This is a genomic window from Sphingomonas populi (genome assembly GCF_004208535.1).
Lineage (GTDB): Bacteria > Pseudomonadota > Alphaproteobacteria > Sphingomonadales > Sphingomonadaceae > Sphingomonas > Sphingomonas populi.
Genome location: NZ_SGIS01000034.1, coordinates 14,036 through 39,499 on the forward strand (window position 1 = coordinate 14,036; position 25,464 = coordinate 39,499).

General features: G+C 67.1%; 23 protein-coding genes and 1 tRNA gene. 16 read left to right on the forward strand and 8 right to left on the reverse strand.

The window, feature by feature from the left end; genetic code table 11:
- Positions 1-25 precede the first annotated feature (25 nt).
- The 6 genes from EWE75_RS18435 to EWE75_RS18460 all read left to right on the forward strand — a co-directional run bounded on the left by EWE75_RS18435 (position 26) and on the right by EWE75_RS18460 (position 6,605).
- On the forward strand, positions 26-1,819 hold the full coding sequence (locus EWE75_RS18435) for an IlvD/Edd family dehydratase (protein ID WP_130159575.1): 1,794 nt from the start codon (positions 26-28) through the stop codon (positions 1,817-1,819).
- A 151-nt stretch (positions 1,820-1,970) separates the two neighbouring features.
- Positions 1,971-3,548 carry an aldehyde dehydrogenase (NADP(+)) gene (locus tag EWE75_RS18440; RefSeq protein WP_130159576.1) on the forward strand — a complete coding sequence of 526 codons (1,578 nt, stop codon included), beginning with the start codon at positions 1,971-1,973 and terminating at the stop codon, positions 3,546-3,548.
- Complete coding sequence (araD1, locus tag EWE75_RS18445; RefSeq protein ID WP_130159577.1) at positions 3,545-4,519, forward strand: AraD1 family protein; 975 nt, start codon at positions 3,545-3,547, stop codon at positions 4,517-4,519. Before EWE75_RS18440 ends, araD1 begins: the two co-directional genes overlap by 4 nt.
- Positions 4,516-5,445, forward strand: coding sequence for a Gfo/Idh/MocA family protein (locus tag EWE75_RS18450; RefSeq protein ID WP_130159578.1), 930 nt, complete (start codon positions 4,516-4,518; stop codon positions 5,443-5,445). The genes araD1 and EWE75_RS18450 overlap by 4 nt, the downstream gene beginning before the upstream one ends.
- Positions 5,446-5,467: 22 nt before the next feature.
- On the forward strand, positions 5,468-6,202 hold the full coding sequence (locus EWE75_RS18455) for a FadR/GntR family transcriptional regulator (RefSeq protein ID WP_231708444.1): 735 nt from the start codon (positions 5,468-5,470) through the stop codon (positions 6,200-6,202).
- 193 nt (positions 6,203-6,395) lie between these two features.
- On the forward strand, positions 6,396-6,605 hold the full coding sequence (locus tag EWE75_RS18460) for a hypothetical protein (RefSeq protein WP_130159580.1): 210 nt from the start codon (positions 6,396-6,398) through the stop codon (positions 6,603-6,605).
- 49 nt (positions 6,606-6,654) lie between these two features.
- Here the strand turns inward: EWE75_RS18460 and EWE75_RS18465 are convergent.
- Positions 6,655-6,730 (reverse strand) — tRNA-Ala (locus tag EWE75_RS18465).
- Positions 6,731-6,986: 256 nt separating this feature from the next.
- Here EWE75_RS18465 and EWE75_RS18470 point away from each other — a divergent pair.
- On the forward strand, positions 6,987-7,973 hold the full coding sequence (locus EWE75_RS18470) for a DUF2171 domain-containing protein (protein WP_130159581.1): 987 nt from the start codon (positions 6,987-6,989) through the stop codon (positions 7,971-7,973).
- Here EWE75_RS18470 and EWE75_RS18475 read toward each other — a convergent pair.
- Positions 7,945-8,838 carry an SDR family NAD(P)-dependent oxidoreductase gene (locus tag EWE75_RS18475; RefSeq protein ID WP_130159582.1) on the reverse strand — a complete coding sequence of 298 codons (894 nt, stop codon included), beginning with the start codon at positions 8,836-8,838 and terminating at the stop codon, positions 7,945-7,947. The two genes, EWE75_RS18470 and EWE75_RS18475, sit on opposite strands and share 29 nt — an antisense overlap.
- A 115-nt stretch (positions 8,839-8,953) precedes the next feature.
- On the opposite strand from EWE75_RS18475, the gene EWE75_RS18480 reads away from it, so the two are divergent.
- Complete coding sequence (locus EWE75_RS18480) at positions 8,954-11,044, forward strand: RelA/SpoT family protein (protein WP_130159616.1); 2,091 nt, start codon at positions 8,954-8,956, stop codon at positions 11,042-11,044.
- Between the two features lie 190 nt (positions 11,045-11,234).
- Here the strand turns inward: EWE75_RS18480 and pgi are convergent, their stop codons facing one another.
- A complete protein-coding gene (pgi, locus tag EWE75_RS18485) occupies positions 11,235-12,725 on the reverse strand; it encodes a glucose-6-phosphate isomerase (RefSeq protein WP_130159583.1) in 1,491 nt (496 codons plus the stop codon).
- A 107-nt stretch (positions 12,726-12,832) separates the two neighbouring features.
- Here pgi and lepB point away from each other — a divergent pair, with 107 nt between their 5' ends.
- Both lepB and rnc read left to right on the forward strand, forming a co-directional pair.
- Positions 12,833-13,693, forward strand: a complete 861-nt coding sequence (lepB, locus tag EWE75_RS18490; protein WP_130159584.1) for a signal peptidase I — start codon at positions 12,833-12,835, stop codon at positions 13,691-13,693.
- On the forward strand, positions 13,648-14,361 hold the full coding sequence (rnc, locus tag EWE75_RS18495; protein ID WP_130159585.1) for a ribonuclease III: 714 nt from the start codon (positions 13,648-13,650) through the stop codon (positions 14,359-14,361). Before lepB ends, rnc begins: the two co-directional genes overlap by 46 nt.
- 120 nt (positions 14,362-14,481) lie before the next feature.
- Here rnc and EWE75_RS18500 read toward each other — a convergent pair whose 3' ends face one another.
- A complete protein-coding gene (locus tag EWE75_RS18500) occupies positions 14,482-15,492 on the reverse strand; it encodes a glycosyltransferase family 2 protein (protein ID WP_130159586.1) in 1,011 nt (336 codons plus the stop codon).
- 140 nt (positions 15,493-15,632) lie between these two features.
- On the opposite strand from EWE75_RS18500, the gene EWE75_RS18505 reads away from it, so the two are divergent.
- Positions 15,633-16,049: a Rieske (2Fe-2S) protein gene (locus EWE75_RS18505; protein ID WP_130159587.1), complete on the forward strand. Its 417-nt coding sequence runs from the start codon at positions 15,633-15,635 to the stop codon at positions 16,047-16,049.
- Positions 16,050-16,058: 9 nt separating this feature from the next.
- Here EWE75_RS18505 and EWE75_RS18510 read toward each other — a convergent pair whose 3' ends face one another.
- Positions 16,059-16,496, reverse strand: coding sequence for a hypothetical protein (locus EWE75_RS18510; RefSeq protein WP_130159588.1), 438 nt, complete (start codon positions 16,494-16,496; stop codon positions 16,059-16,061).
- 143 nt (positions 16,497-16,639) lie between these two features.
- Between EWE75_RS18510 and gor the strand changes: the two genes are divergently transcribed.
- The 3 genes from gor (at position 16,640) to EWE75_RS18525 (ending at position 20,955) form a co-directional block, all read left to right on the forward strand.
- Positions 16,640-17,989, forward strand: coding sequence for a glutathione-disulfide reductase (gene gor, locus EWE75_RS18515; RefSeq protein ID WP_130159589.1), 1,350 nt, complete (start codon positions 16,640-16,642; stop codon positions 17,987-17,989).
- A 75-nt stretch (positions 17,990-18,064) separates the two neighbouring features.
- Positions 18,065-20,098, forward strand: a complete 2,034-nt coding sequence (locus tag EWE75_RS18520) for a M13 family metallopeptidase (protein ID WP_130159590.1) — start codon at positions 18,065-18,067, stop codon at positions 20,096-20,098.
- A gap of 83 nt (positions 20,099-20,181) precedes the next feature.
- On the forward strand, positions 20,182-20,955 hold the full coding sequence (locus EWE75_RS18525; protein ID WP_130159591.1) for a helix-turn-helix domain-containing protein: 774 nt from the start codon (positions 20,182-20,184) through the stop codon (positions 20,953-20,955).
- Positions 20,956-21,161: 206 nt separating this feature from the next.
- Here the strand turns inward: EWE75_RS18525 and dprA are convergent, their stop codons facing one another.
- Positions 21,162-22,244 carry a DNA-processing protein DprA gene (gene dprA, locus EWE75_RS18530; RefSeq protein ID WP_130159592.1) on the reverse strand — a complete coding sequence of 361 codons (1,083 nt, stop codon included), beginning with the start codon at positions 22,242-22,244 and terminating at the stop codon, positions 21,162-21,164.
- Positions 22,237-22,845 (reverse strand): glycerol-3-phosphate 1-O-acyltransferase PlsY, encoded by a 609-nt coding sequence (plsY, locus tag EWE75_RS18535; RefSeq protein ID WP_130159593.1) that lies wholly within the window; start codon positions 22,843-22,845, stop codon positions 22,237-22,239. The genes dprA and plsY overlap by 8 nt, the downstream gene beginning before the upstream one ends.
- Positions 22,846-22,977: 132 nt before the next feature.
- Between plsY and murI the strand changes: the two genes are divergently transcribed.
- Positions 22,978-23,775 (forward strand): glutamate racemase, encoded by a 798-nt coding sequence (gene murI, locus EWE75_RS18540; protein ID WP_130159594.1) that lies wholly within the window; start codon positions 22,978-22,980, stop codon positions 23,773-23,775.
- Here the strand turns inward: murI and EWE75_RS25125 are convergent.
- Positions 23,772-23,930, reverse strand: a complete 159-nt coding sequence (locus tag EWE75_RS25125; RefSeq protein ID WP_165388443.1) for a hypothetical protein — start codon at positions 23,928-23,930, stop codon at positions 23,772-23,774. The two genes, murI and EWE75_RS25125, sit on opposite strands and share 4 nt — an antisense overlap.
- Before the next feature lie 240 nt (positions 23,931-24,170).
- On the opposite strand from EWE75_RS25125, the gene hemA reads away from it, so the two are divergent.
- Positions 24,171-25,412 (forward strand): 5-aminolevulinate synthase, encoded by a 1,242-nt coding sequence (hemA, locus tag EWE75_RS18545; protein ID WP_130159595.1) that lies wholly within the window; start codon positions 24,171-24,173, stop codon positions 25,410-25,412.
- The last annotated feature ends 52 nt before the right edge of the window (positions 25,413-25,464 follow it).

Sequence of the window (25,464 nt, forward strand, 5' to 3'; positions counted from 1 at the left end):
GGCACCTTACGCTACGGGAACCGCTATGAGCCACACGCCCCCCAAACTCCGCAGCCGCGCCTGGTTCGACAACCCGGACAATATCGACATGACCGCGCTCTATCTCGAGCGCTATCTCAATTTCGGGCTGAGCCTGGAAGAACTGCAGTCGGGCCGGCCGATCATCGGCATCGCCCAGACCGGGTCTGACCTCTCGCCCTGCAACCGCCATCACCTCGTCCTCGCCGAACGCGTGCGCGAAGGCATTCGCGAGATGGGCGGCATCGCCATCGAATTCCCGGTCCACCCGATCCAGGAAACCGGCAAGCGCCCGACGGCTGGCCTCGACCGCAACCTCTCCTATCTCGGCCTCGTCGAACTGCTCTACGGCTATCCGCTCGACGGCGTGGTGCTGACGATCGGCTGCGACAAGACCACCCCCGCCTGCCTGATGGCGGCGGCGACCGTGAACATCCCGGCGATCGCTCTGTCGGTCGGGCCGATGCTCAACGGCTGGCACAAGGGCGAGCGCACCGGCTCGGGCACGATCGTGTGGAAGGCGCGGCAGATGCTCGCCGCCGGCGAGATCGACAATGCCGAGTTCATCCGCCTCGTCGCCTCCTCGGCACCGTCGACCGGCTATTGCAACACGATGGGCACCGCGACGACGATGAACTCGCTGACCGAGGCGCTCGGCATGTCGCTGCCCGGCTCGGCGGCGATCCCCGCGCCGTATCGTGACCGTCAGGAAGTCGCCTATCGCACTGGCCGGCGCATCGTCGAGATGGTCGCCGAGGATCTCAAGCCCTCCGACATCCTGACGCGCGACGCGTTCGAGAACGCGATCGTCGTCAATTCGGCGATCGGCGGATCGACCAACGCGCCGATCCATCTGTCGGCAATCGCGCGCCACGTCGGCGTCGAACTGCCGCTCGATACCTGGCAGGAGAAGGGCCATAAGGTGCCGCTGTTGGTCAATCTCCAGCCCGCCGGCGAATATCTCGGCGAGGATTTCTACCGCGCCGGCGGCGTCCCCGCCGTCACCGCGCAGCTCATCGGCCAGGGGCTGATCCACGAGGGCGCGCTCACCGTCAACGGCAAGTCGATGGGCGACAATTGCCGGGGCGCCATCATCGAGGACGAGAAGGTGATCCGTCCGTTCGATCAGCCGCTCGTAGAGGAGGCCGGCTTCATCGTACTGCGCGGCAATCTGTTCGATTCGGCGATCATGAAGACCAGCGTGATCTCGCCCGAGTTCCGCGACCGTTATCTGTCGAACCCCAATGATCCCGAGGCGTTTGAAGGCCCGGCGGTGGTGTTCGACGGCCCTGAGGATTACCACCACCGCATCGACGATCCCGCCACTGGCATCACGCCTGAGACGTTGCTGTTCATGCGCGGCGCCGGCCCGATCGGCTATCCGGGTGCCGCCGAGGTGGTCAACATGCGGCCGCCGTCGTACCTCATCACCGAGGGCGTGCATGCGCTGCCGTGCATCGGCGACGGTCGCCAGTCGGGCACCTCGGGCAGCCCGTCGATCCTCAACGCCTCGCCCGAAGCGGCGGCGATGGGCGGCCTCGCGCTGATCCGCACCGGCGACCGCGTCCGCATCGATCTCGACAAGCGTTCGGCCAACGTGCTGATCTCCGACGAGGAACTGGCGGAGCGCCGCGCCGCGTTGACAGCGGAAGGCGGCTTCAAATACCCCGCCTCGCAGACCCCGTGGCAGGAGATCCAGCGTTCGGTGGTCGGCCAGATGGAAACCGGCGCGATCCTCGAAGGCGCCGAAAAGTACCAGCGCATCGCCCAGACCAAGGGCCTGCCGCGCGACAACCATTGATGTGACGCGTCACCCTCACCCTTCCGTCGCTTCGCTCCTCCCTCCCTCTCCCATTGGGAGAGGGAAGGGGCCTACCGGCGAAGCCGGTGGGAAGGGTGAGGATGACATACCCTTGTTAGATTCCCAATTCCCCCGATCCGGAGACATCATAATGTATAACGGAGCCATTCTGATTGGCGCGAGCGAAAGCCGCAGCGCCGATACCTTCACCGCGATCAACCCGGCCACCGGCGAAAGCGGCGATGTCGCGTTCAGCAACGCCGGCCCCGCCGACGTCGCCAAGGCAACCACGCTCGCCGCCGAAGCGTTCCAGACCTTCTCGACGCTGAGCCTCGAAGCGCGTGCGACCTTCATCGAAACGGTCGCCGCCAACATCCTTGCGATCAAGGACGATCTCGTCGCCACCGCGATGGCCGAGACCGCCCTCCCCAAGCCCCGCCTCGAAGGCGAGACCGGCCGCACCGTCGGCCAGCTTCGTATGTTCGCGACCGAGGTCCGTCAGGGCCTGTGGCTCGACGCGACGATCGATCCGGCCCTGCCCGATCGCGCGCCGCTGCCGCGTGCCGACCTGCGCCGCGTCAACGTCGGCCTCGGCCCTGTTGCCGTCTTCGGCGCGTCGAACTTCCCGCTCGCCTTCTCGGTCGCCGGTGGTGACACTGCGGCGGCGTTCGCGGCGGGCTGCCCGGTCGTCGTCAAGGGCCACCCCGCCCATCCCGGCACCGGCGAACTGGTCGCCCGCGCGATCCAGCAGGCGGTCGCATCGTGCGGCCTGCCCGAAGGCGTGTTCTCGTACCTCCCCGGCACCACCAACGAACTCGGCGGCGCGCTCGTCGCCGATCCGCGCATCAAGGCGGTCGGCTTCACCGGCTCGCGCGGCGGTGGCCTGGCGCTCGTCAAGATCGCCAGCCAGCGTGACGAGCCGATCCCGGTCTATGCCGAAATGTCGAGCATCAACCCGGTCGTGCTGCTGCCGGGCGCACTCGCCGCGCGCGCCGAAGCGCTCGGCCCCGCCTTCGTCGGCTCGCTGACGATGGGCGCCGGCCAGTTCTGCACCAACCCCGGCCTCGTCATCGCGATCGACGGCCCCGATCTCGAAACCTTCGTCGCCTCCGCCGCCAAGGCGCTGACGGCTGCGCAGCCCGCCGTCATGCTCACCCCCGGCATCCACACCAGCTTCGAGCGTGGCGTCGAGGAACTGGCCAGCCATGAAGCCGTCACCACGGTCGCGCGCGGCTGCGTCGGTGAGGGCGTCAATCAGGCGGTCGGTGCGTTGTTCACCACCGAGGCTGCGAAGTTCGAAGCCGACGTGGCGCTGTCGCATGAAGTGTTCGGCTCGTCGTCGATCCTCGTGCGCTGCAAGGACATCGCCGAGATCAAGGCTGTCATCGCCAATCTCGAAGGTCAGCTCACCGCGACGATCCAGAGCGAAGCCAGCGACAATGACGCCGCCGCCGAACTGCTGCCCGCGCTGCAAGCCAAGGTCGGCCGTATCCTGTTCAACGGCTGGCCGACCGGCGTGGAAGTGACTCATGCGATGGTGCATGGCGGCCCCTTCCCCTCGACCTCGGATGGTCGCAGCACGTCGGTCGGCACGCTGGCGATGGCGCGCTTCCTGCGTCCGGTCTGCTTCCAGGATACGCCCGATGCGCTGCTGCCGGCACCGCTCCAGGCGGCGAACCCGTGGGGCATCACGCGCCGCGTGAACGGCGCGCTGGAGCAGGCCAAATGATCCGCTCGCTCGTCCAGTTCGCCGAAGGCGATACGCGCGGTGTCGCCGCGCTCGACGAGAGCGGCGCGGCGCGGCGTGTGGTCGGCGCGACCACCACGCTCGCGCTGGCGGAGCAGGCGATCGCGGCGGGCACCAGCCTCGCCGCGACCGCCGAAGCCGCGCTCGGCGAGGCGATCGACCTGACGACCGTGCGGTTGCTCTCGCCGATCGATCATGCCGATCCCGCGCACACGCTCGTCAGCGGCACCGGCCTCACCCATCTCGGCTCGGCGGAAGGCCGCGACAAGATGCACGCCAAGGCCACCGAGTCGCAGACCGATTCGATGAAGATGTTCCTGATGGGCGTCGAAGGCGGCAAGCCCGCCGACGGCGCGGTCGGCGCTCAGCCCGAGTGGTTCTACAAGGGCGACGGCGGCATCCTCGTCGATCCCGGCACCCCGCTGACCATGCCCGCGTTCGCCGAAGACGGCGGCGAGGAGCCCGAAATCGCCGGCATCTACCTGATCGACAAGGATGGCGTCGCCGTCCGGCTCGGCTTCGCGCTCGGCAACGAGTTTTCCGATCACGTCACCGAACGCGGCAATTACCTCTGGCTCGCGCATTCCAAGCTGCGCCAGGCCGCGCTCGCGCCCGAGCTGCGGCTCGGCGATCTGCCCGAGGACGTGCGCGGCACCAGCCGCATCGTGCGCGACGGCGAAGTGCTGTGGGAAAAGCCGTTCGTCTCGGGTGAGGCGAACATGTCGCACAGCCTCGCCAATCTCGAACACCATCACTTCAAGTATGACGGCTTCTTGCGCCCCGGCGATCTGCACGTCCACTTCTTCGGCACCGCAACCCTGTCCTTCTCGGACGGCGTCCGCACCGAAGTCGGCGACGTGTTCGAAGTCGAGGCCGACGCCTTCCTGCTGCCGGTGCGCAACCCGCTCGCGCGTGCTGCTGACACCGGCATCGCCAAAGTCCGCAGCCTGTGAGCGACGGACTGAAGCTCGGGCTGGTCGGGCTCGGCAAGATCGCGCGCGACCAGCATTTGCCCGCCATTGCCAAAACCGACGGGATCGATCTCGTCGCGGTCGCCAGCCGCAACGCCAAGGGTGACGGCGTCGCGAACTACAGCGATCTCGCCGCGATGCTGGCGGGTTCGCCCGAGCTGAACGCGATCGTGCTGTGCCAGCCCCCGCAGGCACGTTTCGAGGCGGCGGTCACGGCACTCTCTGCCGGCAAGCACGTCTTCCTCGAAAAGCCGCCCGGCGCGACCGTCTCCGAAGTCGAGGCGCTGATCGCGCTCGCGCGCAAGCAGGGCGTCAGCCTGTTCGCAAGCTGGCACTCGCGCTACGCCGCCGCCGTGGCCGCCGCACGCGACTGGATTGCGCAAACCACGATCCGCAGCATCGCGATCTCGTGGAAGGAAGATGTCCGGCACTGGCATCCCGGCCAGCCGTGGATCTGGGAAGCGGGCGGCTTCGGCGTGTTCGATCCCGGCATCAACGCGCTGTCGATCCTCACCGAGATCGTGCCCGATCGCGTGTCTCTGCTCAGCGCCACGCTCGAAGTGCCGTCCAACTGCCAGGCGCCGATCGGCGCGACGCTGACGATGCGGACCGGCTCGGGTGCGGCGATCGACACCGTGTTCGACTGGCGCCAGACTGGCCCGCAAAGCTGGGACATCATCGTCGAGACCGAAGCTGGCACGCTGCGGCTCGCCGAAGGCGGCAACCGCTGGTTCCTTGGCGATGCCGAGCAGCCGGTCGGCGCGGAGGAGGAATATCCGGCGATGTACCGCCGCTTCGTCGATATCGCCGGTCGCAACGAGATCGATGTCGATCTCGCGCCGCTGCAACTGGTCGCCGACGCGTTCCTCTGCGGCCGCCACATCGCCACGGAGGCGTTTCACGACTAAACGGGAGGATCGGGAGGCGCGCTTGGATCGAGACACGGGTAACGAACCGGGCGCGCCGAAATCGACGCTGCGCATCCACCAGACGATCGCCCGTGACCTCGGCATCGCCATCCTGAACGGTCGTCACCCGCCCGGCACGCTGTTCGAGGGCGAGATCGAAAGCGCCGGGCGGCTCCACGTCTCGCGCACCGCCTACCGCGAGGCGGTGCGTATCCTCGCCGCCAAGGGGCTGATCGAGAGCCGTCCCAAGGCCGGCACCCGAGTCACGCCGCGCGCGCGCTGGAACCTGCTCGATCCCGATCTGCTCGCGTGGATGTTCAGCGACGAGCCCGACCCCGAATTCGTCCGCGACCTGTTCGAACTGCGCGGCATCATCGAACCCGCCGCCGCCGAACTCGCCGCGCTGCGCCGGACGGAAGCGCACCTGACGGATCTCACCGCCGCGCTCGACCAGATGCGCGCACACGGCCTGTCAACCACCGCCGGACGTGCCGCCGATCAGCGCTTCCACCACGCGATCCTCGCCGCCGCGCACAACGCCGCGCTCGCCAGCCTCGCCGGCTCGGTCGGCGCGGCGGTGAGTTGGACCACCACCTTCAAGCACCGCAAGCAGCGCCTGCCGCGCGACCCCATCGCAGATCATGACGCGGTGCTGCTCTCGATCCGCGCCTCGGATGCGGTGCGGGCGCGCGAAACGATGCGCGCGCTGCTGGGGCACGCGCTCGCCGACATGGACCTCGCACTGCCGTCACGCTGAGGGCTTCACGCCCCGCCCACCCTAAATGACATATTTGTAATATAGTATAATAAAAATATTTCGCGGCGCGCGAGCCATTGGCAACCCAGCGCCTAGCGCGTATCGCTCCATTATGGATAAGTTGAGTCGTGCGGATGACGCGACCAACCGCTTTTTCCCTGTACCGCATAACATCGCTATATGAGGGCGTGGGGTGGCTTTTTTTGTTTTGATCGGCGCGGTCTTCGTGATCGCGTTCTTGGCGTATGCCGCGTATCTGCGCCGTCGCGACGCGGCGGCGCGCCGCGCGTGGGAAGCGCATTGCAACGAACAGGCGCTCGCCAACAACGCCGCGCTCGCGGCACGTCGCGCCGCCGCGCGCCCGGAAACCATCATCAAACACGACGCGGCGGTTGCCGAATAAATCCAGGATCGGCCGCACCTTGCGACCGCATCATCAGCCGCGCAGCGGCTGGTGGAGCTGAGCGGAATCGAACCGCTGGCCTCTGCAGTGCGATTGCAGCGCTCTCCCATCTGAGCTACAGCCCCGTGCCACGCCGTGGATGCGGGACCACGCCTGTAGCCGCCCTTTTTCGGCGATGCAACGCCCACCCGATCAAATTTTCACCGCCGGATCGCCGCCTGAACGCTGCGACGAACGGCGCCTCCGCTGCGTCGGCGCGCGCCCCTGAACACTGAAAACATTGGAACAATTGCCGCGTTCATCCCTTCTTAGCAGGCAACCGACAGGCAGGCGCCAATGCCGCCGCCGGTCGCAGCAGGACCGTCTCAGGAGGACGCCATCATGGGTTACGACCGTTATCCCCAGAACAACGCCGGTGACTATAACCACAGCCCGGACCCCGACATCCAGGGCCGCGATTATGGCTCTGGCCGCGACTACACCTATTCCAGCGCACGCGACTATCAGGCCGCCGGCGCGTTCGACCGCGATCGCGGCGGACCACGCGGCGACTATGACCGAAACCGCGGTTATGGCTACGGCAACCGCGAGCAAGGCCGCGACTTTGGCGGACGCGACACCAACCGCGAATTCGCCGGACGCGGCTACCCGCGCGATCGCGGCAATGGCGGCGAATATCGTGGTAGCTACGGCAGCAATGGCCGCCGTTACACCGAAGCCGGCGGACGCGACTATGGCCGCCAGCCGCAGGGCTATGACTACGAGGATCGCGGCTTCTTCGACCGCGCCGGCGACGAGGTCCGCTCGTGGTTCGGCGATGAGGAGGCCGAGCGCCGTCGCGAGCTCGATTCGCGCTACGACGATCGCCAGGATCATTCGCATCAGGGCGCGTCCTATGGCCGCGACCATGATTACCACCAGTGGCGTCGCAGCCAGATCGACGCGCTCGACCGTGATTATCACGAATATCGCAACGAGAACCGTTCGAAGTTCGAGAGCGAGTTCGGCACTTGGCGCACCGAGCGCCAGACCCAGCGTGGCGCGCTCACCAAGGTCGAGGAGCATTTCGAGGTGATCGGGTCGGACGGCCAGCATATCGGCACGGTCGACAAGGTGCGCGGCGACCGCATCATCCTCACCAAGACCGACGCGAATGCCGGTGGCCATCACCACTCGATCCCGTCGCGCTGGATCGAATCGGTCGATGGCAAGCAGGTCACCGTCCGCAAGACCGCCGACGAGGCCAAGGCGCACTGGCGCGATGAGGACCGCAACACTGCGTTCTTCAACGAGGGCGATCGCGACGCCGACCGTACCGCCACCAGCACCGACCGCTCGCTCAACCGCAGCTTCTCGGGCACGTACTAAGGGATCTCCCGGCGCGACAACGCGCCGGGTCCGACCGGAAAGACGGGCGGGCACCGATCACGGCGCCCGCCCTTTCTTCATCTACGACTGAGCGCCTCCCCTCCGTTCGTGCCGACACCCGCCGGGTCAGCCCGCGCGGCAGCAATCCGACCGATCCCGCCATCGCCGCGTTCATCGCGCCCGACACCTTGATCGCCTGCCCCCGCGCCAGCGCCCGCATCCCATCGCGCACCACGGCCTCGGGATCGGCGGCGTTCTTCTCGAAGAACGCGCTCGCCCCCATGCCTGCGATATCCGCGAACTCGGTGCGCGTCGGCCCGGGACACAAAGCCGTCACGCGCACGCCGCTGGCGCGCACCTCCTCGTGCAGCGCCTCGGAGAAGCTCAGCACGAACGCCTTGGTCGCATAATAGACCGCCATCCCCGGCCCCGGCTGGAATGCGGCGGTCGAGGCGATGTTGAGGATGCCGCCGCGCCGCATCTGCACCATGCCGGGCACCACCGCATGGGCAAGTTCCACCAGCGCACGGCAGTTGAGGTCGATCATCGCCGCCTGCACCGCGCCGTCACCGTCCGCGAACGCGCCCCGCACGCCGAAGCCGGCATTGTTGACGAGCGTGTTCACCGCCAGCCCGCGCGCGGCGATCTCACCCATCAGCCCGGCGACCGCACCGGCCGCGCCGAGATCACACGCGATCACGCTTGCGGACACGCCGGTCGCGGCGATCTTCGCGGCCAGCGCTTCAAGCCGCTCCGCCCGCCGCGCGACCAGGATCACGTCATGCCCTTCGGCCGCCGCGCGCTCGGCGAACAGCGCGCCGAGGCCCGCCGAGGCGCCGGTAATCAGCCAGGTATCGCGTGCCATCGCCGTCGCCTCCAGTGCCCCGAAACGTTGCAACAATCACACCATGCCGGAAAAGCCCACCGCCACGATCAAGATTGTGTTGCCAATCTGCCTCTCACGCCCCCATCTTACCGGCGTGCTACGACAATATGAACTGGTCGATCGCGTCCTGAGCTACGATCCCAATGCCGATGAGGCGTTGCTCAACCGCGCCTATGTGTTCTCGGTGCAGGCGCATGGCACGCAGAAACGCGCTTCGGGCGATCCCTATTTCAGCCACCCGATCGAGGTGGCGGGCATCCTCACCGACCTGCATCTCGACGACGAGACGATCGCCACCGCGATCCTCCACGATACCGTCGAGGATACCGTCGCCACGCCAGAGCAGATCGAGAAGATCTTCGGCCCCGCCGTCGCGCGGCTGGTCGATGGCGTCACCAAACTCTCCAAGATCGAGGCGCAGACCGAGAACGAGCGCGCGGCGGAGAACCTGCGCAAATTCCTGCTCGCCATGTCGGACGATATCCGCGTGCTGCTGGTCAAGCTCGCCGACCGGCTGCACAACATGCGGACGCTGCACTTCATCGCCAAGCCCGAGAAGCGCCGCCGCATCGCGCGCGAGACGATGGACATCTACGCGCCGCTCGCCGAGCGGATCGGCATGTACGAGTTCATGAAGGAGATGCAGACGCTCGCCTTCCAGCAGCTCGAACCCGAAGCGTATGAATCGATCACGCGCCGGCTCGCGCAATTGCAGGAAGGCGGCGGGGACCGCATCGCCAAGATCGGCTCCGGCCTAAAGCTGCTGCTTTCGCGCCACGGCATCGAGGCCGACATCACCGGCCGCGAGAAACACCCCTATTCGATCTGGAAAAAGACCAACGAGCGCGACATCAGCTTCGAGCAGCTTTCCGACATCATGGCGTTCCGCGCGATCGTGCCGAGCGAGGAGGAATGCTACGCAGCGCTCGGCGCTATCCACCGGCGCTGGCCGATGGTGCCGGGGCGGTTCAAGGATTACATCTCCACCCCCAAGCGCAACGGCTATCGCTCGCTCCACACCTCGGTAATCCACGCCGAGAACCGCCGCATCGAAATCCAGATCCGCACCCCCGACATGCACAAGGAGGCCGAACTCGGCCTTGCCGCGCATTGGGCGTACAAGCAGGACAAGGTCCGCCCCGAAACCCAGGTGAGCTGGATTCGCGACCTGATCGAAATCCTCGACACGGCCGACAGCCCCGAGGAATTGCTCGAACATACCCGCATGGCGATGTATCAGGATCGCATCTTCGCCTTCACTCCCAAGGGCGAACTGCACCAATTGCCCAAGGGCGCGACGCCGATCGATTTCGCCTATGCGGTCCACACCGATCTCGGCGATCAGGCGGTCGGCGCCAAGGTCAACGGCCGCGTCGTGCCGCTGCGCACGCTGATCGAGAATGGCGATCAGGTGCAGATCCTGCGTTCCAAGGCGCAGCACCCCCAGCCCAATTGGATGAACTTCGCGATCACCGGCAAGGCGCGCGCGGCGATCCGCCGCTATCTGCGCCAGAGCGAGCGTGAGGAGACGCAGGCGCTCGGGCGCAAGCTCTATGACGAGGTCGTCTCGCGCCTGCCCGCGCCGATCGGCGGCGACGCGATCAAGACCGCGCTGACCCGGCTCAAGCTGCCCGACGAGGCCGCACTGATGGAGGCGATCGCGCGCCGCCGCATCCCCGATGCCGATGTGATGGAGGCGCTGATGCCCGGCTCGGTCGAGGCGAGCGGCCAGCGCGAGGTGCCACCGCAGACCAAGGCGATCTCGATCCGCGGGCTCACCCCCGGCGTCGCTTATGATCTCGGGGAATGCTGCCACCCGATCCCCGGTGACCGCATCGTGGGCTTACGCCGGCCCGATCAGGGCATCGAGGTCCATGTCATCGATTGCCCGGTGCTGGCGCGCGCCGACGATGCCGATTGGGTCGATCTCGCCTGGGGCGACAAGACCGACGGCGGCACCGCGCGGATCGCCGTCGGCGTCAAGAACGAGCCCGGCGCGCTCGGCACGATCGCGACGATCATCGGCGCGCAAAAGGCCAACATCGTCAACATGCGGCTAGATAACCGCGACACGGGTTTGCACACCAACACCTTCGATGTCGAAGTCCACGACACCCAGCACCTGATGCGCCTGATCGCCGCGCTACGCGCCGCCGATGCGGTCAACGGGGTGGAGCGGGTTTAGCTCTAACTGCGCACCCTCACGCTTCCGTCGCGTCGCTCCTCCTTCCCTCTCCCGCCGGGAGAGGAGTTTCGGGTCGTTGATGCCCCCGGCATCACCTGAACAGCGCGGGGCGCTGTTCACCCGAAACTGGGCCCGCCCGGCGCAGCCGGGTGGGAAGGGTGAGGGCGAGTGGCTCCCACCCTCCCCCAAATCACCCGAACGCGCGCTTGATGAGGTCGGTGGTCGAGACATCGAACTCCTGCCCGCCGGCATCCGCCGCCTTGGCCATTTCCTTGCCCAGCTCGACGCCGAACTGGTCGAACGAGTTGATGCCCAGCAACACCCCGCTGACGAAGGTGCGGTGCTCGTAAAACGCGATCAGCGCGCCGAGCGTGCGCGCATCGAGCGTGTCGAGCAGGATCGTCGAGGAAGGCCGATCGCCCGAATAGGCCCGCGCCTTGTCGGCATTGTCGCGGCCCGCCATCAACGCGGCGCCTTGCGCGAACGCGTTGAGCAGCAACTGGCGGTGGTGGTCCTCGCTCAGCGTGTCGCCCGGCTCGATCACCGCGACGAACTCGACCGGCACCAGATGCGTGCCCTGGTGGAGCAACTGGAACACCGCATGCTGCGCATCGGTGCCGACGCCGCCCCAGGTGATCGGCGCGCTCGGGCGGGTGAGCGGCTCACCGTCGATCGTCACGCCCTTGCCGTTCGATTCCATCTCGAGCTGCTGGAGGTACGACGGCAACAGCCGCAGCCGCTCGTCATAGGCGAAGGTCGCGCGCGTTTCGCAGTGGCGGACCTGCGCGTAATAAAGATCGGCGAAGGCGGCGAGCGCGGGGGCGTTCTGGCTCAGCGCGGTCTGCTTGAAATGGCGGTCCATTTCGGCAGCCCCTTCGAGCAGATCGGCGAAATCGTCCCAGCCGAGCGCGAGCGCCGCCGGAAAGCCGATCGACGACCACAAGGAATAGCGCCCGCCCACCGAGTCGGCGAACGGCAGGATGCGAGTCTCGTCCACGCCCCATTCGATCGCCTTGTCGGGATCGGCGGTGAGCGCGACCACACGACCGTACACGTCTTCGACCCCGCCCTCGGCCATCCATTGCAGCACGCTCTCGGCGTTGAGCATGGTTTCCTTGGTGGTGAAGGTCTTCGAGGCGATCACCAGCAACGTCGCGGTCGGATCGAACTTGGCGAACACCTCTTCCAGCGCCGCGCCATCGACGTTGGAGACGATCGCGACATCATAGCGCCCCGACTGACGCCCAAGCGCATCGACGAGCAGATTGGGGCCGAGCGCCGAGCCGCCGATACCGACATGCAGGATATGTTCGATCGGCCCGAGCGCCTCGCCCTCGATCGCGTCGATCAGCGCGCGCATGCGGGCGTGGAGCGCCTGCGCCTTGGCGACGTCCTCCTCATTGCCCTCACCACGCTCGGCGACATGCGTGACCGAACGGCCCTCGGTGGTGTTGATGACCTTGCCCGCGAACAAAGCCTCGCGCTTGCCGCTGAGATCCTGCGCCTTGGCGAGCGCCTCGAACGCGGCGACCGCGTCCTTGGTGAGATGCGTCTTCGACCAGTCGAAATGCAGGCCTGCGATATCGAGGCTGAAGCTGTCGAGCCGCCCCGCGTCCGCAGCGAAGAGATCGGTAAGCTTGGTCGCGGGGAGCTGTTCGATCGCGGTCCAGTCGGCAGGCATGGTCACCTCGGTATTTATGATAGGAACGGTTGGTGAGATCGTCCTAGTCGCACCACATTACAACCGCCAGCTTGACGCGCCCGCCCGCCCTGCCCAAAGGCCCGAAAATGTCCGAAACCGACTCCACTCCGGCGCAGACCCCGGCCAAGGCGAAGAAGCCCCGGTCCGAAACGCGCGAGACGCTCAGCTTCCTGCTCAAGCTGGCGCTCGTCGTGCTGGTGTTCCGCAGCTTCATCTTCGCGCCGTTCAGCATCCCGAGCGAGTCGATGATGCCGCGCTTGCTGATCGGCGACTATCTGTTCATCTCGAAGTGGAATTACGGCTATTCGCGCTGGTCGCTGCCGTGGGGCTTCCCGCCGATTCCGGGCCGCATCTTCGGGCGCGATCCGGCACGCGGCGACGTGGTGGTGTTCCGCGGGCCCCCGGGCGACGATGTCGATGTCATCAAGCGCATCATCGGCCTGCCCGGCGATTCGATCCAGGTCCGCCACGGCCAGGTCATCCTCAACGGCGTGCCGGTGCCCAAGCAGCGCGTCGGCGATTTCCTGCTGCCGCTGTCGCCCAATTACGGCACCGACGCCTGCGACAGCCAGTTCCAGGATGTCGACGCCAAGGGCAAGCCGGTCTGCCGCTACATGCAGTTCCGCGAGACGCTCCCCAACGGCAAGAGCTACGACGTGCTCGACAAGGGCGAAATGCCCGACCGCGACGATACCAAGGTCTATAACGTGCCCGCCGGCCATGTCTTCGTGATGGGCGACAACCGCGACAACAGTTCGGACAGCCGCTTCCCGGCCCCCGCCGACGCGCTGCCCGGTGAGAGCAGCGGCATGGGGTACGTCCCGCTCGAACGGATCGAGGGCAAGGCGGTGGTCGGTTTCTGGTCCACCGACGGCTCCGCCAATTGGTTCCTGCCGTGGACATGGTTCACCGCCGCGCGGTTGAACCGCATCGGGGAAGGCTTTTGAGCGGCGGCGCGCTCGCGACATGGCTTACCGAGATCCTCGGCCACACGCCGATCGATCTCGCCACCTATGAGCGCGCGCTGACCCACGGCAGCCAGGCGGCGGCGAATTACGAGCGGCTGGAGTTTCTGGGGGACCGCGTGCTCGGCCTCGTCATGGCCGAGTGGCTCTACGCGCTCTATCCCAAGGAACCCGAAGGCGCGCTGTCGCGGCGGCTCAACACGCTGGTGACGGGTGCCGCCTGCGCCGATGTCGCGCGCGCGCTGGGCGTGGCCGCCCACCTGAGGCTGGGCAAGCAGGCGCGCGACGATGGTGCTACCGACAGCGACAACGTCCTCGGCGACGTGATGGAAGCGCTGATCGGCGCTCTGTACCTTGAGGCCGGGCTGGATGCGGCGCGCAACGCGATCCGCACCGCCTGGGGCGACCGCCCAACCCGCGCGACGGCAGCGCCGCAACACCCCAAGTCCGCGCTCCAGGAATGGGCCGCCGCGCACAACCGCAAGGCGCCGAGCTACGACGTGCTCGACCGCTCCGGCCCGCACCACGCCCCGCGCTTCATCGTGAAAGCCTCGCTCGGCACCTTCGCCGAGGTGCAAGCCGAAGGCGGATCGAAGCAGGAAGCCGAAACCGCAGCGGCGGCCGCGCTGCTGGCGAAGGTTACGGCGTAACCACTCGCGTCAACCACCTACCGCCCACTCCCCCGTTCGTCCCGAGCGAAGTCGAGGGGCGTGCCAAGAGCGCAGGTGCCTCGACTGCGCTCGGCACGAACGGGTTGGAAATAGGTCGCGCTATTCCCCCGCAGCCTCGCTCGGAACCTCGCGCGGCGGCGGCACCGCATTGAACCCCAGGGTCGCGCGCCCCTGCACCGGGCCGGCGACGTCCGCCACGAGATACAGCGGCCGCCGTTTCGACTCCACATACAGCCGGCCGAGATACTCGCCGATCATCCCCAGCACGAACATCTGCACCGCGCCGAGCAGCACCACCACCAGCATCGTCGAGGTCCAGCCCGCCACTGCCGAGCCCGTGAAGAAGCCGATCGCGATATAGACGAACAGCAGCAGCGACAGCCCGGTCAGCACCAGCCCGGCATGGCTGGCGAGCCGCAGCGGCGCGGTCGAGAAACCCGTCACCGCGTCGAGCGCGAGGCGGATCATCTTGCCGAGCGGGTAATTGGTCTCGCCCGCGAACCGCTCGTGCCGGTCATAGGCGAACGGCACCTGGCGGAAGCCGACCCACGCCACCATGCCGCGAATGAAGCGCGCCTGTTCGGGCAACGACAGGAACGCGTCGAGCGCGCGCCGGCTCATCAGGCGAAAATCGCCGGTGTCGAGCGGGATCGCGGTATCGGTCACCCGGTCGAGCAGCCGGTAGAACGCGGCGGCGGTGACCTTCTTGAACAAGGATTCGCCCGCGCGCTTGCGCCGCACTGCATAGACGACGTCGGCGTTCTGCGCGGTCATCATCGCGCGCATGTCGGTGAGCAGTTCGGGCGGGTCTTGCAGATCGGCGTCGATGATGAGGATCTGCTCGCCCGCGCACAGGTCCAGCCCGGCGGTGAGCGCGAGCTGATGGCCGTGGTTGCGCGACAGGTTGATCGCGACGAGATGCGGGTCGGCGGCGGAAAGCCGCTGCATCACCGGCCAGCTATCGTCCTTCGATCCGTCGTTGATGAACAGGATTTCGAAATCCTCCCCCACCGCCGCCCGGGCAGCGGCGGACACGCGCGCATGGAGCTGGTCGAGGCAGGCCGCCTCGTTGTAGCAGGGGATCACGATCGACAGGGCAGGACGTTGCATAGCCTCGCGCATAGCGCCTTGGCCGCCGAATTCCGATGCCGAAAATTGCCTCACCGCACGCGACTCCCCATTACCGCCCGCGCGGATAGCATCGCATCCGTTTATAAAGGATAAGGCCGCGCTTTCGCGAAGGACGCCCGATGCCAGCCGAGACCCGCCTCTACGCCACGCCGCCGGGGTTCAAACTGGCCCCGCTCGCCGACATCGCCGACGGCGCGGCACGCGGGTTCCGCCTGCGATTGAAGGCGGGCCGGTTCGACGGCTTCGTGGTGCGCAGCGGCGACAGCGTGACCGGCTATGTCGATCTGTGCCCGCACGCCGGCGTGCCGCTGGCGGCGCAGCCGGACAGCTATCAGGTCCATGCCGTATCGACCGGCCTGCTGGTCGCCTGCACCTGGCACGGCGCGCTGTTCCGTGCCGAGGACGGCGTTTGCGTGGCGGGGCCGTGCGTCAAACAGCGGTTGCAAAGCTGGCCGGTCGAGGTGCGCAAGGGCACGATCTTCACCGCCCGGAGCGGGCCGCCGCCGTGGTGGCGGCTGCTCCTCGGGCTGGCGTAGGCGCCCGCCTCAATTGGCCGGCGGAACCGCCACCGCACTCACCTTGTGGAACCGGCACGCCTCGGTGCCATCGCCGATATGCGACGCATCGAACACCACATAGGTGACGGGATTGTCCTCGCCGACCACCTCGACCTGAACCTTGCCGCCGGCCACCTTATAGGTATCGACCGGGGTCGGAATGTCCTGCGCGGCGCTGCCGGTGCGGTGCATGACGCGCATGTCCTCGGTGAAGGTCAGCCGGTTGTAGATGCAGGCGAGCCCGTCATCGAGCTTCCAGTCACCGATCAGCGGATTGTTGGGATCGGGATCGATCGGCGATTCGGTCGGATTGGGCGTATCGGTCTGCTCGGCGACTTCCTGCTGGGGGGCGGCATCGGTCGTCGGCGTGCTCTGCTGGCACGCGGCGAGGGCCAGCAGCCCCAACAGGCACGAAATACGGCGCATCGACAGTCTCCTTGAACGACCCTGCGGCGCTATCGACCGCTTCCCCAGGGCACCCCGGCACCCTACCTAAGCGCTTCGATACAGGAAAGCGGGCACGCGACAATGCGCTTTCGAAGCGAGGTCGCGCGGTCTAGGAGCAATGCATGACCGACAGCTATGATTATGATCTCTTCGTCATCGGCGCAGGCTCGGGCGGGACGCGCGCGTCGCGTGTCGCCGCCGCATATGGCGCCAAGGTGGCGGTGGCGGAGGAATATCGCGTCGGCGGCACCTGTGTCATCCGTGGCTGCGTTCCCAAGAAGTTGCTCGTCTACGGCGCGCATTTCGCCGAGGATCTCGCCGACGCCCGCCGCTTCGGCTGGAACGTGCCCGATTGCGATTTCGACTGGAAGGTGTTGACCGCCAACGTCTTCGAGGAGGTCGACCGGATCAACCAAGCGTACACCTCGACGCTGACCAACAACAAGGTCGAGATCATCAATGACCGTGCGATCATCACCGGCCCGCACGGCATCAAGCTCGGCGACGGCCGCGAGCTGACCGCACGCCGCATCCTCGTCGCGACCGGCGCGACCCCGTCGGTGCCGGCCTGCCCGGGGCATGAACTCGGTATCACCTCGAACGAGGCGTTCCACCTCGACGCGGTGCCCAAGCGCATGGTGATCGCCGGCGCGGGCTATATCGCCAACGAATTCGCCGGCGTGTTTCACCAGTTCGGCGCGCATGTGACGCTCATCAACCGCACCGACGTGATCCTGCGCGGCTATGACGAACAGATCCGCGACCGGCTGCTCCAGATTTCGATGATGAAGGGGATCGACTTCCGCTTTCACGCCGATTTTCGCGGCATCGAGAAACAGGCGGACGGCAGCCTGCTTGTGTCGATGACCGGGCACGACCCGATCGAGACCGATTGCGTGATGTTCGCCACCGGCCGCGACCCCAACACCAAGGGGCTCGGGCTGGAGACCGCCGGCATCGAGGTCGACGCCAAGGGCGCGATCCCCGTCAACGACGCGAGCCAGACGTCGTGCGATAACATCTACGCGATCGGCGATGTCACCAACCGCGTCCAGCTCACCCCGGTCGCGATCCGCGAGGGGCAGGCGTTCGCCGACACGGTCTATGGCGGCACCCCGCGCACGGTCGATTACGACAACATCCCCTCCGCCGTGTTCAGCCATCCGCCGATCGCCAGCGTCGGGCTGACCGAGGGGCAGGCCAAGAACAAGTTCGGTTCGGTCAAGGTCTACACCTCGGACTTCCGCCCGATGAAGAACGTCCTCGCCGGCCGCAACGAACGCGCGCTCTACAAGATGGTGTGTGACAGCACGACGGACCGAATCCTCGGCATCCACATGATCGGCCCCGACGCGCCCGAAATCCTGCAAGCGGCGGCGGTGGCAGTGAAGGCCGGTCTCACCAAACGGGCGTTCGACGACACGATCGCGCTGCACCCGACGATGGCCGAAGAACTCGTGCTGCTGCGATAAACGCGGCCGGCTCGGGGGATTGCCGCCGGGCCGGCGCACCGCTATCCTCCACTAATACAGTTAGTGGGGGATTTCATGCGCTTGTCCGTTCTGCTTCGCACCTCGGCGATGCTCGCTCTCGCGGTCGCCGTGCCGACGATCGCCGCACCCGCCGCCAAGACCGTTTACGGCGATTTCGGCGTCGATCTCACCGCACGCGACCCCGCCGTGAAGCCGGGCGACGATTTCTGGGCCTATGCCAATGGCGGCTGGGACAAGAAGACCGAAATCCCCGCCGACAAGGCCTCGACCGGCGCGTTCGTGCTGCTGCGCGACGCGTCCGAGGCGAACGTCCGCACCATCCTCGACGACATGGCCGCCAACCCCGCCAAATACGGCGCGACCGGCAAGCAGGTCGGTGATTTCTACGCGACGTGGATGGACACCGCCGCCATCGAGGCGAAAGGCACCGCGCCGCTCAAGCCGTATCTGACCAAAATCGCAGCGGTGCAGGACCGCGCCGGGCTTCAGACCCTGTTCGCGACCGTCGGCTATGCCAGCCCGGTCGAGATCGAGGTGATGCCCGGCCTCGCCGATCCGACGCGCTACACTGCCGCCGCCGGCCAGGGCGGGCTCGGCATGCCGCGCGACAATTATCTGCTCGCGGGCGAGAAATACGACGCGTTCCGCAAGGCGTACCGCGCCTATATCGCGCAGATGCTCACGCTCGCCGGCATCGGTGACGCCGGCACCAAGGCCGATGCGATCTTCGCGCTCGAAACCGCGATGGCCAAGGATCAATGGTCGCCCGCGCAGAGCCGCGACATCGCCGCGCTCAACGATCCCGAGGATATCGCCGGCCTCACCAAAAAGGCGCCCGAGTTCGACTGGGCGCTGATGCTGCGCACCGCCGGCGTCGAAAGCTCGCCCACCGTGCTGATGACGCAGAACACCGCGCTCGCCGCGATGGCCAAGATCTTCGCCGCCACGCCAGTCGCGACGTGGAAGGACTATCTCGCCTTCCACTTCGTCAGCGATCACGCCGATTCTCTGCCCAAGGCGTTCGACGATGCCAACTTCGCCTTCTACAAGCACACGTTGTCGGGCGTACCCACCCAGCGCGAGCGCTGGCGGCGCGGCGTCGCGCTGACCAACGACGCACTCGGCGAGGCGGTTGGCCAGCTCTATGTCGCGCGCTTCTACCCGCCCGCCGCCGAGGCGCAGATGAACGAGCTGATCGAGAATCTGCGCGGCGCCTATCAGGAGCGCATCTCCAAGGCACCGTGGATGGACACGCCGACCCGCACCGCCGCGCTCGCCAAGCTCGCCGCGTTCGAACCGCGCATTGGCCACCCTAATACGTACATCGACTATACCAGCTTCAAGGTCGTGCGCGGCGATCTGCTCGGCAATGCGATGCGGTCTGGCGAGTTCGAGCATCAGCTCGAACTGTCGCGCTTCCCCAAGCCGGTCGATCGCACCTTGTGGGAGATGACCCCGCAGACGGTGAACGCCTATTACGACCCGCTGATGAACCAGATCACCTTCCCGGCGGCGATCCTGCAACCGCCGTTCTTCGATCCCAATGCCGATGCGGCGGTCAATTACGGCGCGATCGGCGCGGTGATCGGCCACGAAATGGGCCACGGCTTCGACGATCAGGGCGCCGGCTTCGGCCCGACCGGCAAGTTCGAAAACTGGTGGACGCCCGAAGCCAAGAAGGCCTTCGAGACGCGCACCGCCGCGCTCGCCGGCCAGTATGACGCTTATGAACCCGTCCCCGGCACGCACATCCAGGGCAAGCTCACGCTCGGCGAGAATATCGGCGATCTCGGCGGGATCGAGGCGGCTTATGCGGCGTACCAGCGCTATCAGGCCAAACACGGCAAGGCCAAGGTGATCGACGGCCTCACCGGCGACCAGCGCTTCTTCCTCGCCTTCGCGCAGGCGTGGCGCGGCAAGACCCGCCCCGACGCGCAGCGTCAGGCCTTGCTCACCGATCCCCACAGCCCGGTCTATTTCCGCGCCAACGGCGTCGTCCGCAATGTCGACGCCTGGTACAGCGCGTTCAACGTAAAGCCCGGCGACAAGCTGTATCTACCGCCCGCCCAGCGCGTGCATATCTGGTAAGATCCTCCCATCCCGCTCCACTCCGAAGATACAAATTTTTCGGGGTGGTCGCGGCGATAGGCCCGCCATAGGTGCCGAAAGGCATGAACACGCCGACAAAAACAGGGCCTCGCGCGCTCACCGAAAAGGAGAAGCAGACGCTTCGCCTCATCGTGCGCGGCCACGATGCGAAATCGATCGCGCGCAGTCTCGGGCTGTCGGTCCATACGATCAACGAGCGCCTCCGCGACGCCCGGCGCAAAATGGCTGTGTCGAGCAGCCGCGAAGCGGCACGCATTCTGTTTGAGGCAGAAGGCGGCGATGTCACCTCCCCCACCCCCGATTTGGTTGGGGACACGGAAATCGGGGAAGACGCGGCCCGGCAGCGGGTGGATCAGGAGCCCACGCCGATCGACGGCGCAGGGCAGACACACCGCCGCCCGATCCTCCTTGGAGTCCTGCTCATGACGCTCGCGCTCGGTCTCGTATTGCTCGCCGCACTGCCTCAAGTGGCGTCTCCGCCAAGGCCCGCCGCCGCCACCGGGACGCCGGACGCCGAGGTGGTGGACACTGCGCAACACTGGCTCACCCTGCTGGATCAGTCCCGCTGGGACGAAAGCTATCGCGCAACCGGCGCGTCCTTCCGCAAGTCGAACACCCTACAAATGTGGACAGCGGAGTCCGAAAAGGCGCGCGCGCAATTCGGCAAGATGATCTCCCGCACCTTCGTCAGCCAGCAAGACATCCCCGCCCCGCCCGCCGGCTATCAAGTGACCAAGTTCCGTACCCGCTTCGCCAACAAGGCCGAGGCGGTGGAGACGGTCACGCTGGTGCGCGAGGATGGCCGCTGGCGTGTGGCCGGCGTGATGATCGAATAGCGACGACAGCATCTCTTGCGATCCTCCCCGGCACGGAGTTTTGGGTCGGATCGTCCCCCGGACGATCCTTGGCCATGCGGGGCATGGCCAACCCAAAACTGGGAACCAGCCGCAGGCTGGTGGAGGGGGGGATTCCGCATACGGTATCGCTTGGGGAAGCCCCCCTCCGTCGCGCTGCGCGCGCCACCTCCCCGTACCGGGGAGGATCAGGTGAGGCTCACCCGCCCGCCCGCGTGCCGCTCCAGCCGCGCGGCCAGTTCAAGCTCAAGCAGCACCACCTGCACCACCGCCGGCACCGCGCCGGACTGGCGGATCAGTTCATCCACCGCCACCGGCACCGGCCCCAGCAAGCCGGTAATCACCCGCCGCTCACGGTCGCTGGCGTCCGCCGCGACCGGCGCGTCGAACCGCACCCCGCGCGAGCGCACGCTGCGCGCATCGATCGGCCGGATCGCCTCAAGCACATCCGCCGCCGACTGCACAAGAATCGCGCCCTCGCGGATCAGCCCGTTGCACCCTTGCGCGCGCGGATCGAGCGGACTGCCCGGCACCGCCATCACCTCGCGCCCCGCCTCTCCGGCCAGCCGCGCGGTGATGAGCGAGCCGGAACGTGGCGCGGCTTCCACCACCAATGTCCCCAGCGAAGCCCCTGCGATGATACGATTGCGATACGGAAAATGGCGCGCGCGCGGCTCGGTGCCCGGCGGCTGTTCGGCGACGAGCAACCCCTCACGCGCGATCCGCTCCTGCAACTCGGCGTTTTCGGGCGGATAGACCACGTCGATCCCGCCCGCGATCACCCCGACCGTGCCGCCCTCGATCGAGCCGACATGCGCCGCCGTATCCACCCCGCGCGCGAGGCCGGAAACCACCGTCACGCCCTCGCGGCCCAGCTCGGCGGCGATCTGCCGCGCGAACCGACACGCCGCCGCCGAAGCATTGCGCGCCCCGACCATCGCCACCGTGTCGCGCGCGAGCAATGCGACATCGCCGCGCACCATCAACGCGGGCGGCGCATCGTCGAGCTGCGCGAGCAGATCGGGATAGTCGGCATCGTCGATGAAGAGGTGCCGCGCACCCAGCTTGCGCGCGGCCGCAATCTCGCGCTCCGCCACGGCGACAGCCGCGACCACCGGCGAGCGGCCGCCGCCACGCGCGGCAAGCTGTGGCAGCGCCTCGATCGCCGCCGCCGCATCGCCGAAGCGCGCGATCAACTGCCGGTAGGTGACGGGACCGATCGACGCGGTGCGGATCAGCCGCAGCCGCGCGATCGACGCGGCATCAGCCACGCGCCTTGCTGCCCACCCTCGGTTCGGTGCCGTCGAGCAGTCGCTCGATATTGGCGCGGTGCTTCCACAGCACGAGCAGCGCGCAGGCGATCAGCAGCGGCACATGGTCGAACCTGTCGAACAAAGCCGCCGCGACCGGAGCGCTCACCGCCGCCGTCATTCCAGCCACCGAGGAAATCCGCAAAGCGCCGAGCAGCCCGAGCCACACCGCCGCATAGACCAACCCGACCGGCCAGTGCAGCGCCAGCGCCACGCCGAGCAATGTCGCCACGCCCTTGCCGCCGCGAAAGCGCAGCCACACGGGATAGAGATGCCCGACGAATGCCGCCGCCGCCGCGAGCACGCCCGTTCCCGGCGCGAGCCTCTCGGCAATAGCCACCGCCGCAAACCCCTTCAGCGCATCGAGGATCAAAGTCGCCGCCGCCAGCCCCTTGCGCCCGGTGCGCAGCACGTTGGTCGCACCGATATTGCCCGATCCGATCTGGCGCAGATCGCCCGCGCCGAACGCGCGCGTGAGAATCAGCCCGAACGGAATCGAGCCGAGCAGATAGCCGAGCAGCAAGACGCCCGCCGGCGCACCCCAGAGATATTCGGTCGGCATGATCGGATCGTTTCGCCCCCAGACGCCCCGCTTCTAGCGAACCCGGGCCGGCCACGCCATTGCTCTTCATCAAGCAGCACGATTGAAGACGGGACGATTGTCAAATCCGCGCGCGCCGGTATGGCGCGGGCGATGATGGACACACGCCCGATCCTGTTTTTCGATTCCGGCGTCGGCGGGCTGTCGGTGCTGGCGCCGACCCGCGCACTGCTCCGCCAAGCGCCGTTCGTCTACGTCGCCGATTCGGCGGGCTTCCCTTATGGCACCAAGACCGAGGCGGAGATCGCCGCGCGCGTGCCGGCCTTGCTCGGTCGGCTGGCAGAGCGCTATCGCCCGCGCCTCATCGTCATCGCCTGCAACACCGCCTCGACGATCGCGCTCGGCGCGGTGCGTAGCGCGCTTGATCTGCCCGTGGTCGGCACCGTCCCCGCGATCAAGCCCGCCGCCGAGGCGAGCGTCACCCGCGCGATCGGCGTGCTCGGCACCGACGCCACCGTGCGCCAACCCTATGTCGATGATCTCGCCGCGCGCTTCGCCGGCGATTGCCTGGTGCTGCGCCACGGCTCGGCGGAGCTGGTCGCGCTCGCCGAGGACGCCTTGCGCGGTAAAGCGGCACCGCCCGAACGCTACCGTGCGATCCTCGCCGGCTTGCTCGATCAGCCCGGCGGAGACCGCATCGACACGATCGTCAACGCCTGCACGCACTTCCCGTTGGTCGCGGATCAGCTCGCCGCCGCCGCGCCGCGCCCGCTCACCTTCGTCGACGGGTCAGCCGGCATCGCGCGGCGAATCGCGTATCTGACGCGCGACCACGTCTGGCCCGAGCAGCCCGGCCCCGGCCTTGCCGTGTTCACCGGCGCCGGCGCGGCGGATGCGGCGCTCCGTCCCGCGCTCGCGCGCTTCGGCCTCGCCGAAACCGAGACGCTTTAGCCGCGTGCATCCCGTTCGTGGCCGAGCGCGGCATAGCGTTCCGCCAGTTCGGCATGCACGCGCCGCGCCAGCGGATCGTCGGATCGCGCCACCACGGCGCGCTCCTGCGCCGCGCGTCGGGCATAATAGCGGGCTTTGTCCTGTCCTTCGTTCATGATCCCAGCTCCGTCTCTTGCAAGCACAGCGGCATTCGGGACAGCGCCTGACGACGCTCTTGATCTTGGACTTGCGTGCGACTCGATGCGCTGCGATGTTTGCGATCATAGCAGGATTGAACCGACACGGCTTTGATCCAGAACAAGAAGAATCGGGCGATCGTCGTATATCTCCAGCCGTCTCATGGGGTGCGCAAATCGCTGGATATCGGGAGGGGTTGGGATTAGATGCCGACAATCATGGAATCGCATGCACCGGCGCGCGGGGTCGATTACTCGCGGATATTCACTCAAGCGATCGACCGGCTGCACGCCGAGGGCCGCTACCGTGTCTTCATCGACATCCTGCGCAACAAGGGCGCGTACCCAAACGCGCGCTGCTTCGCCGGGCACAACGGACCCAAGCCGATCACGGTCTGGTGTTCGAACGATTATCTCGCGATGGGCCAGCACCCCAAGGTGATCGCGGCGATGGAGGAGGCGCTGCACGATGTCGGCGCCGGCTCGGGCGGCACCCGCAACATCGGCGGCAACACGCACTACCATGTCGATCTCGAAGGCGAACTCGCCGATCTCCACGGCAAGCAGGGCGCGCTTCTGTTCACCTCGGGCTATGTCTCGAACGAAGCGACGCTGGCGACGCTCGCCAAGATTCTGCCCGGCTGCATCATCTTCTCCGACGAACTCAACCACGCCTCGATGATCGCGGGCATCCGCAACGCCGGCTGCGAGAAGTTCGTGTTCCGCCACAACGATCTCGAGCATCTCGAGGAATTGCTGGCGGCGGCCGACCCCGCCACGCCGAAACTGATCGCGTTTGAGAGCGTCTATTCGATGGAAGGCGACATCGCCCCGGTCGAAGCGATCTGCGACCTCGCCGATAAATATAATGCGCTGACCTATCTCGACGAAGTCCACGCGGTCGGCATGTACGGCGCGCGCGGCGGCGGCATTTCGGAACGCGACGGCGTCGCCGATCGGCTGACCATCATCGAGGGCACGCTCGGCAAGGCGTTCGGCGTGATGGGCGGTTATATCGCCGCCGACCAGATGATCGTCGACGTGATCCGCAGCTACGCGCCCGGCTTCATCTTCACCACCTCGCTGTCGCCGGTGCTGGTCGCGGGCGTGCTGGCGAGCGTACGCCACCTCAAGGCGTCGAGCGTCGAGCGCGAGGCGCAACAGGCGGCGGCAGCGAAGCTCAAGACGATGCTCGCCGAAGCCGGACTGCCGGTGATGCCCGGCGACACGCATATCGTGCCGCTGATGGTCGGCGATCCCGCCCGCGCCAAGAAGATCAGCGACATCCTGCTCGCCGAATACGGCGTCTACGTCCAGCCGATCAACTACCCCACCGTGCCGCGCGGCACCGAGCGGCTGCGCTTCACCCCCGGCCCCGCGCACACCGAAGCGATGATGGTCGAGCTGACCGAGGCGCTCTCCGAAATCTGGAGCCGGCTGGAATTGCGCAAGGCCGCCTGATCCGGGCGGAACTGGCGGCAGGGTCCGCAGTTATGTCGTGACGAACCTTCGA